This window comes from Acinetobacter sp. GFQ9D191M, assembly GCF_011174875.1.
Taxonomy (GTDB): Bacteria; Pseudomonadota; Gammaproteobacteria; order Pseudomonadales; family Moraxellaceae; genus Acinetobacter.
Window position 1 is genome coordinate 1 of the sequence record NZ_JAALGV010000143.1, and the last position, 8,863, is coordinate 8,863.

The 8,863-nt window shown below is 41.0% G+C and carries 9 protein-coding genes; 7 read left to right on the plus strand and 2 right to left on the minus strand.

All coding sequences use genetic code 11. From position 1 onward, the window contains the following. Nucleotides 1–188: 188 nt before the first annotated feature. A complete protein-coding gene (locus G5T77_RS16500) occupies nucleotides 189–761 on the minus strand; it encodes a peptidylprolyl isomerase (protein ID WP_166138645.1) in 573 nt (190 codons plus the stop codon). A 103-nt stretch (nucleotides 762–864) separates the two neighbouring features. Here G5T77_RS16500 and G5T77_RS16505 point away from each other — a divergent pair, with 103 nt between their 5' ends. Beyond that, complete coding sequence (locus G5T77_RS16505; RefSeq protein WP_166138648.1) at nucleotides 865–1,536, plus strand: acetoacetate decarboxylase family protein; 672 nt, start codon at nucleotides 865–867, stop codon at nucleotides 1,534–1,536. 45 nt (nucleotides 1,537–1,581) lie between these two features. On the opposite strand, the gene G5T77_RS16510 is transcribed toward G5T77_RS16505, so the two are convergent. Then, nucleotides 1,582–2,652 (minus strand): alpha/beta hydrolase, encoded by a 1,071-nt coding sequence (locus tag G5T77_RS16510; RefSeq protein WP_166138650.1) that lies wholly within the window; start codon nucleotides 2,650–2,652, stop codon nucleotides 1,582–1,584. A 213-nt stretch (nucleotides 2,653–2,865) separates the two neighbouring features. On the opposite strand from G5T77_RS16510, the gene G5T77_RS16515 reads away from it, so the two are divergent. From G5T77_RS16515 to G5T77_RS16540, 6 genes are all read left to right on the plus strand, one after another. Beyond that, entirely contained in the window at nucleotides 2,866–3,366 is a 501-nt protein-coding gene (locus G5T77_RS16515) for a hypothetical protein (protein ID WP_159124276.1), read from the plus strand. A gap of 724 nt (nucleotides 3,367–4,090) precedes the next feature. After that, a complete protein-coding gene (gene grpE, locus G5T77_RS16520) occupies nucleotides 4,091–4,639 on the plus strand; it encodes a nucleotide exchange factor GrpE (protein ID WP_166138659.1) in 549 nt (182 codons plus the stop codon). A gap of 154 nt (nucleotides 4,640–4,793) precedes the next feature. Beyond that, nucleotides 4,794–6,734 (plus strand): molecular chaperone DnaK, encoded by a 1,941-nt coding sequence (dnaK, locus tag G5T77_RS16525; protein ID WP_104426786.1) that lies wholly within the window; start codon nucleotides 4,794–4,796, stop codon nucleotides 6,732–6,734. A 166-nt stretch (nucleotides 6,735–6,900) separates the two neighbouring features. Further along, a complete protein-coding gene (locus tag G5T77_RS16530) occupies nucleotides 6,901–7,296 on the plus strand; it encodes a hypothetical protein (RefSeq protein ID WP_240904262.1) in 396 nt (131 codons plus the stop codon). A 119-nt stretch (nucleotides 7,297–7,415) separates the two neighbouring features. Next, on the plus strand, nucleotides 7,416–8,321 hold the full coding sequence (locus G5T77_RS16535; RefSeq protein ID WP_166138655.1) for a matrixin family metalloprotease: 906 nt from the start codon (nucleotides 7,416–7,418) through the stop codon (nucleotides 8,319–8,321). A 111-nt stretch (nucleotides 8,322–8,432) separates the two neighbouring features. Further along, nucleotides 8,433–8,810 carry a hypothetical protein gene (locus G5T77_RS16540; RefSeq protein WP_171521908.1) on the plus strand — a complete coding sequence of 126 codons (378 nt, stop codon included), beginning with the start codon at nucleotides 8,433–8,435 and terminating at the stop codon, nucleotides 8,808–8,810. The last annotated feature ends 53 nt before the right edge of the window (nucleotides 8,811–8,863 follow it).

Consider the following 8,863-nt stretch of genomic DNA (forward strand, 5'->3'; position numbering starts at 1 on the left):
TCCGTCTATCTCGTCGGTATGAGCTCATTATAGGGCAATTTCCTACACAAGCAAGTGCTTTTAACGCACACCAATCATGACTGTTTCATTTTTATGCACCAAATTAGTTCATTTTCCTACCAATTGTTACATAAGTTCATAATATTCCAAAGAAAATATAAACAAAACATTTATGTTTTATTTTTCACTTACTTTTTCACGCTTGGTGCTTTAATGGTCACACTGTTGATTTTCACAGCTGTTTTCGGAACATCCTGATGCATGCCATAGTTCTGAGTAGGTACTTGAGCGATCTTATCGACTACTTCCATACCTTTTGTGACCCGGCCAAATACTGCATATCCAGCATTTCTTGGTGAACGATCCAGAAAACTGTTATCTACCAAGTTAATAAAGAACTGCGCTTTCGCCGAATTAGGGTCGTTGGTACGTGCCATGGCCAAAGTGCCACGTTTGTTTTGCAAACCATTATCTGATTCATTCTTGATTGAAGCTTTATTATTGGCTTTTTCCTGCATGTTGAGATCAAAGCCTCCGCCCTGAATCATGAAACCAGGAATGACCCGATGGAAAATGGTTCCTTTATAGAAGTTGCTTTTGACATATTCTTCAAAGTTTTTCACCGTAATCGGTGCTTTGTCATTAAAGAGTTCAATTTCGATATTACCGGATGAGGTCTTCATCTCGATCAGGGTATTGGCAGCAAAACTTGGCAAGCTAAATGCGATCAACGCGATAGCAGATAATGATTTTTTTAACATTTTTTAACTCATCTACTGATAAAGAAAGGTTGAGATTCACAACATATTAATCTTTCATGACTAATAATGCAGTGACCTGCCGACTAAAGACAAGAGAATAATAATGAGCCATGCATTACTACAGGAGAAAAGCGTCCATCAATTTCCGCCCTGGCATTTGCAGGGGGAGGGTTTTATTCTAAATTACTGGATTACCCCTCATTTCATTCGTGAATTTCAAAGTTTTCGGATTGCGCCATCTCCACTCGGCCGTGTCGTTCAGGTTCTATTAGTGCGCTATCATCATTCTCCTGTGGGTCCTTATGATGAATTGCTCATTATGGATCATCCTTTAATTAGCAGACGGCGTCTTTCGACTATTCCGAAAATTTATGTCTCTACTCATGAATCTATTGTGCATGGTCAGCACTTGTGGGGTATTCCTAAAGAATATGCAGAGTTTGACTGGCAAGAACAGGGACAGGAAACGATTTGCCGCATTACTTATCGTGAGCAAAGCATGACGCTTCGTCTTAAAAAACCTAAATCTCCTCGTTCTTTCTATTTAAATAGTCATCATCTTCCAAGCTCCATGCTAAAAATCCGGCAAACCTGGAAATCCCAACATTATCAGTTTAGCCCTCAATTTCGGGGTTATTTATCCAAGCTTATTCAGGCAGAGTGGCAAGATGCTCAGGATATATTCCCGGATTTTTCTAAGGCTAAATATTTACAAAGCTTCTATGTGCCTAAATTTAATCTAGTCTTTCCAGAAGCCAAGATCCATAAAAAATAAAAAAGGTGTTTCTCGTGAAACACCTTTTTTATATCTATTTTTGAGTCAGATCTTTTTATCCAGGAATTTACGGAAATTCTTGCTGAGTTCAATAACCTGCTTTTTCGAACGTTTATGAATTGGGGTCAGATTGATAAAACCGTGTGCCTGATCCGTATATTCCTGATAATACACACGCACCCCATTCTCACGTAACTTCAGAGCATAGATTGAACCCTCATCATGCAATACATCATGACGGGCAGTAATGACATAGGCAGGTGGCAGATTCTTCAGTTCACCATAGGTCGGTGAAATCAGCGGATCGTCCAGTTCGACCTGATGTGTTTCAGCATATAGCTTGGTCACCAGATCAATATCCTGAGCTGAAAGTACCAGGCCCTGATTGTATGCATAAAAAGAAGGATGGCGGCTTTTAAAATCGACAGCCGGGTAAAGCAATAACTGTGCGCGAGGTGCATAGATTTTATCGGCACTCCGCTGCGCAACCACTGCCGCCAGATTTCCACCTGCACTATCCCCGGCCACTACAATCTGGTTTTTATAGATTTTCAGCTGCTTAATGTTTTGATGTACCCAAGCCAGAGCATCTTCACAGACCTGTACCATCTGCAAAGGACTGTATTCGGGCGTTAGCGGATAAGCCACGCTGAGTACCTGCACCTTGGCATGCACCGCCAATAAACGGCAGAACTCATCATGCGTATCCAGACCACCCACTATAAATGCACCACCATGATAGAAAATGACCATCGGCAATTTTTTCTGTGGTGCCGGATGATAATGTCGGGCAAAGATAGTGCCATTTTGCAATGGCAGACGCAGATCCTCGACTGCCTTGACCGGCGTCGGTTTCGCCTGAATAGCTTTCATGCGTTCATCAAACAGTTGACGTGATCGCACCGCATCTTCACTAATAAAACCGTGCTGTCCCTGTTTGATCTGAATCGCCATCAAGCATTTTATATAAGGATCCAAATCAGGATAGTCATAAGGATAATCCAATGCTTTTACCAGACGTTCTTGTGCAAAGCTCGGCAGGCAATCCAGCAAGCGTGCTGCAGTGCCCTGCCCCTTATCCATTACAAATTTTGTGACCGGATTATTCGCACCCATGAGTTTTCATCCTTTTCCCATAATTCTTCATTTTTTCTACATGATTAGGGTTTTAGTGACCATATTCTTATATAAGTCTTAATATCAATGTACATAGATCATCTGCCAAATACGCTAACCTGAATTTAATCAGATGTCATTGATAGTTTAAGTGAGATTTTTACAGCACTTTTGCGACTTTGATGTAGAAGTCTGTATACAAGGAGATAGCTTATGGCGATAAAAATAATAACGGTATCCTTAGCCACTGCATTTTTAGCTTTAGCCGTAGGCTGTGTGGCTTTTCCTGATGATGGTTATTATGACGGACGTTATGACCGTCGCGATCGAGGTTATGACTATCGTTATGATCAAGACCGCCGCTATGACCGGCAACGCTGGGAATATGAACAGCAACGTAAGAGGCTGGAACTGGAACGGCGCAAAAATATTCAGCAGCGTAACTGGGAACAGGAACGTCGTCGGCAAATAGAACTGGATCGTCGTAAAACTCAACTGGAACGACAACGTCTGGAACAGCAACGCAAGAATCTGAGTAACCAGCGTCAGAAACAGGCTCAGGCCGAACGTAAACGTCGCCAGCAGCTGGAACAACGTAAAAAAGTGGCAGAACAGCAGCGTAAACGGGTTCAGCAAAACCGCTCCAATAATCCACGCTGGAATGATCAGCGACGTAAACAGGAACAGCAGCGACCACGTAATCGTCGTGATTAGGCAGAATATAAATAAAAAAAGAGGCCCTGATTTAGATCAGGGCTTTTTTTATGGACTCGGTTTTATGGTTTTGATCTCATTCCAGTTATTTTCTTTTAATAGAAGAAATGTTTTTACTCAACACAGCCTTGATGAAGATGATCCCATCTTATAAGTCGAAAACCGAAGCAAATTTCAGGCAAAAAAAAGGCTTATCTAGAGAAAAGATAAGCCACGAAAACACATTTCTAAAAAAGAGAAGAAACTACAGCGATAGAATCTGAAATGAATAATATAGCGTTGCTCATTTTTTGTGTAATACTTTATTGCTTGGTTATTAATCGCTTTTATGTCTAAAAAACAATCTGGACAAAAAAAAGCCGGACCATGTGTGAGGGATCCGACTGGAAAAAACAGTTTAAAAAATAAGGCAACAGCAACCTGGTTCAGCTCTCTCCTCAGAACAAGGTCGCTGTTAATGACGCTATGATGCACCGGTCTTAAAAACATTTAAAACAGATAAAAATTATTATTTCTATCTAAAAATACGATGCTAAATTTATGAAAGTCATTAAATCTAAATAAATCCTAAAATTAATCTGTACTTGTGCTTGAATTTTTTACCCCTGCCCCGATTTCTTTAAATAATTAAAAATTTCAATCATGGCAGTTCAGTATTAACGCAGTTAACTCTGACGCCCAAGGACTGTACATGTTTAAGAACCCATTTAAACGGAGTAAATCAATGGCAACTGAGCAGAACGAACAAGCTCAAGATCTTGAGCAAGAGCAAGCGACACAAGAGGTAGAGCAAACTCAAGCTGAACCTGAGCAAGTAGAAGTTACCGTTGAATCTTTACAAGAGCAGATTGCACAACTTGAAGGTGACTTAAAGTTAGAAAAAGCACGCACTGCCAATGCAGTTTACGAAGCACAAAAAAGTGTGGAACGTATCCAGCGTGAATCAGAAAAGCATAAAGACACTGTGCTGGAAAAGTTCTCTAAAGAGCTGCTAGATACAGTGGATAACCTGGAGCGCGCGATTGTTGCTGCAGGGGAAGAACAGGGCCCGTTACGTGAAGGTGTAGAACTGACGCTGAAAGCGTTGCTCAATACACTAGAGAAATTTGGTGTAGTCGCAGTTGATACCGCAAATGGTTTTAATGCTGAATTGCATCAAGCAGTCGGTATTGATCCAAATGCCAAATCTAATGAAATCGGTACAGTCTTGCAAAAAGGCTATGCCCTCAATGGTCGTTTATTACGTCCTGCAATGGTCATGGTTGGCGCTTAAGCGAAATAAATCGGGAGTTTGTGAAATTTTTTCTAAAAATTTACTTGAAAAAAATTGAACGGCTCTCATATCGGATAACAAGTAAATCCCTTTTAATTTCCCTTTGTTAAAGGGAAAAATTTGGGAATAAAAGAATTTTTGAGGAAACATCCAAATGGCTAAAATCATTGGTATTGACTTAGGTACTACAAACTCATGTGTTGCAGTACTTGAAGGCGACAAAGTTAAAGTTATCGAAAACGCTGAAGGCGCACGTACAACTCCATCTATTATTGCGTACAAAGATGGCGAGATCCTTGTTGGTCAATCAGCTAAACGCCAAGCGGTAACCAACCCTAAAAACACATTATTCGCGATCAAACGTCTGATCGGTCGTCGTTATGAAGACCAAGCGGTACAAAAAGATATCGGTCTGGTTCCTTACAAAATCCTGAAAGCTGACAATGGCGATGCTTGGGTTGAAGTAAACGACAAGAAACTTGCTCCACAACAGATCTCTGCAGAAGTTCTGAAAAAAATGAAGAAAACTGCAGAAGACTACTTGGGTGAAACAGTCACTGAAGCGGTGATTACTGTTCCTGCTTACTTCAACGATGCACAACGTCAAGCAACTAAGGATGCAGGTAAAATTGCAGGCCTAGAAGTTAAACGTATCATCAACGAACCAACTGCTGCGGCGCTTGCGTTCGGTATGGACAAGAAAGAAGGCGACCGTAAAGTTGCGGTATACGACTTGGGTGGTGGTACATTCGACGTTTCAATCATTGAAATTGCTGACCTTGATGGCGACCAGCAAATCGAAGTGTTATCAACTAATGGTGATACCTTCCTTGGTGGGGAAGACTTCGATAACGCATTGATCGACTACTTGGTTGAAGAGTTCAAGAAAGAACAAAACGTTAACTTGAAAAACGATCCACTTGCGTTACAACGTCTGAAAGAAGCAGCTGAAAAAGCAAAAATCGAGCTTTCTTCTTCTAACGCAACTGAAATCAACCTTCCATACATCACTGCAGATGCGACTGGTCCTAAACACTTAGTGATCAATGTAACTCGTGCAAAACTTGAAGGTTTAGTTGCTGATCTTGTAGCTCGTACCATCGAGCCTTGTAAGATTGCGCTGAAAGATGCAGGTCTTTCAACTTCTGACATCTCTGACGTAATTTTGGTAGGTGGTCAGTCTCGTATGCCACTTGTACAACAAAAAGTACAAGAATTCTTCGGTCGCGAGCCACGTAAAGACGTGAACCCGGACGAAGCAGTCGCAATGGGTGCTGCGATCCAAGGTGCGGTATTGTCTGGTGATAAAACTGACGTACTTCTTCTTGACGTAACTCCACTAACTCTTGGTATTGAAACCATGGGTGGCGTGTTGACTCCAATCATTGAGAAAAACACGACGATTCCTGCGAAGAAATCTCAGGTGTTCTCAACTGCTGCGGACAACCAGCCTGCTGTAGACATTTCAGTTTACCAAGGTGAACGTAAAATGGCTCAACAAAACAAATTGTTGGGTAACTTCCAGTTAGGCGACATCCCACCTGCTCCACGTGGTGTGCCACAAATTGAAGTATCGTTCGACATCAACGCAGATGGTATCTTGAAAGTATCTGCGAAAGATAAGAGCACTGGTAAAGAGCAATCTATCCAGATCAAAGCAAACTCAGGTTTGTCTGATGCTGAAATCGAAGCAATGATCAAAGATGCTGAAGCAAATGCTGAAGAAGACCGTAAGTTCGAAGAGCTTGCAAAAGCACGTAACGAAGCGGATGCGCTAGTCTCTTCTGCTCAAAAAGCAGTAAAAGATCTTGGCGAACAAGTAACTGCTGACGAAAAAACTGCAATCGAAACTGCGGTTTCTGAGTTAGAAGCGTCTACGAAAGAAAATGATGTTGAAGCAATCAAAGCGAAAACTGAAGCATTGCAAAACATTATTATGCCGATCACTCAACGTGCTTATGAAGCAGCTCAAGGCCAAGGCGGTGCACAAGGTTTCGATCCTAATGCATTTCAAGGCGGCGAAGGCCAAGCTCAAAAAGCAGATGACGGTGTAGTTGATGCTGAATTCACTGAAGTAAAAGATGACAAAAAATAATTTGTCACTTTGAGAAAAAGACCGCATTTTATGTGGTCTTTTTTTTGCTCAATGCATAGGCAATAGAATGTTTTTTAATTAAACTATAATGAAATAAATAACTTAAAAATAAAAACGTATGCAGAATTTTATTAAGCTTTTTCTTCTGGCTTCCGGGCTTGCGATCATGCTGCTCTACCCGATGGGCAATCTGCTTCTGATCTTACCGCCGAATGTGGTACTCGCGCCTTTTAATTACCTGCAAACTTTCGGAATTGAAGCTTCTTTTTCCTTGGGTTTCCTGATTGCTATCATTGTATTACTGATCCTGGCTGTACCTCAGCGTTACCCTTCCGGAAAAGGTTTTATCATTCTAGCTATTGGATTGCTGAGCTATATTATTTTCCAGATCTTTAAATCTGAAATCACGCTGTATGCCTTTAATCACCAAACCAGACATTCCTATAACCTGAAATATTTAATTGAATTTACGATCTTCTTATTGAATGGTATAGGCCTTGGCTTTATCTATCATTCCAATATGCCAAGACAGGTTGAGCAGTGGAAAGGTAAAAAATCGTAATCTGACCTGAGCAGAACCGTGCATAAGCACGGTTTTTATTGCCACTTTTTATCGCTCTGACGCTAGGATTTTGCTGTTTTTTTAGCTACATTGAGCCAAACAATATTTAAAAAAACACTATGCGTCTTTTAAGTTTTCTGGGGATCGTCGTTTTCATTGTGTCACTGTTTTTGCATCTACAAGCCAAGACTCATCCACAATTAAAATTTAATTCCCTGACTGACCGTTTGACCCATCCTTTCGATACGCGCCTACGTTTCCGGATTGACCAAGTCGATCCCGGTTTTGGCTTGACCCGTGATGAGGTCATTCAATTAAGTCAGGAAGCTATTCAGATCTGGCATGAAGGAACCAATCGCGATGATCTGATGGTCTATGATGAGAATGCTCAGCTGGCCATTCAACTGATTTATGATCAACGCCAACAGGACTATGAAGCCTTTAAAAAGGTTGAAAAAAAGTTACTTGCCGATGAAGCCAGATATCAGCGTGAAGTCAGCAATCTGCAAGTTTCACAGAAAAATCTGGAAGATCAGCAGCAACGACTGATCCAGCAAAAAAGTCAGCTTGAGTTTGAATTTCAAACTTTATTGCAACGCCGTCAACAAGCCAGCTCATCTGCCGAGCGTGAACAGCTTCAGTATGAGATGGAAATGCTCAAGCCTAAACTGGAAAGTTTTAAGCGCGAATATGCCTATCTTCAGGAACAGCTATCTTCATTTAATCAGCAAGTTTCTGTTCATCAAAACAGTGTGCAAAGCCATCAGCGAAATATCCAGCAGGCCCAGCAGCGTTTTCCCCCACGCCAGTTTCATAAGGGTATTTTTATGGGAGATAAGATCCAGATTTACCAGTTTGATGCCAAAGATGATTTACGTTTAACTTTGGCACATGAGCTGGGCCATGCCTTGGGTCTCTATCATCATAATGATCCGGAAGCCTTAATGTATCCTGTATTGGGTGAACAGAATCTGCAAGATTTCAAACTACGCCCGGCAGACAAGACCCTATTGTATACCCGATAACATTCAGGTTTTAATTCCCTATATTATTTATGTGTTTAGGCTAGTAAAAATACAACTTGGTTTCATTTCATGTTATTGTGAAGAACAGTAGGACGTCTTAGGCCAACTTTCTTGGAGATTCATGTGAGTTACTACCATATTTTAATTGAAGTAAATGACCACATTAGTACGATTGATGAAACCCGTGATATCGAGATCTTTGATATCGAGGATATTCAACCTTATCTTCATTCAATTTTGCTGCCTTATTTCAATGAACAGCTGATCGAGCTGGATGATGAAAATCTTGAATTTAAGGATATTTTGCATCTGCAAGTGAAACAGACTTTTTTACCGATCAATGACTTGATTGAGGAAGAACAGCGTCTGTTGCCGAGTGATACGGACATTACCATTACAGCCTACGAGATATTTAATAACCGCGAACTGAGTCAGGATGTCACTACAGTGATTTTTGACCTGCTTGAAGCGGTCAAACTGGAAAACTAAGCTTTCTTCAGATATAAAAAAGTCCTCATATGAGGTAATGCCAGTCAGTTAAG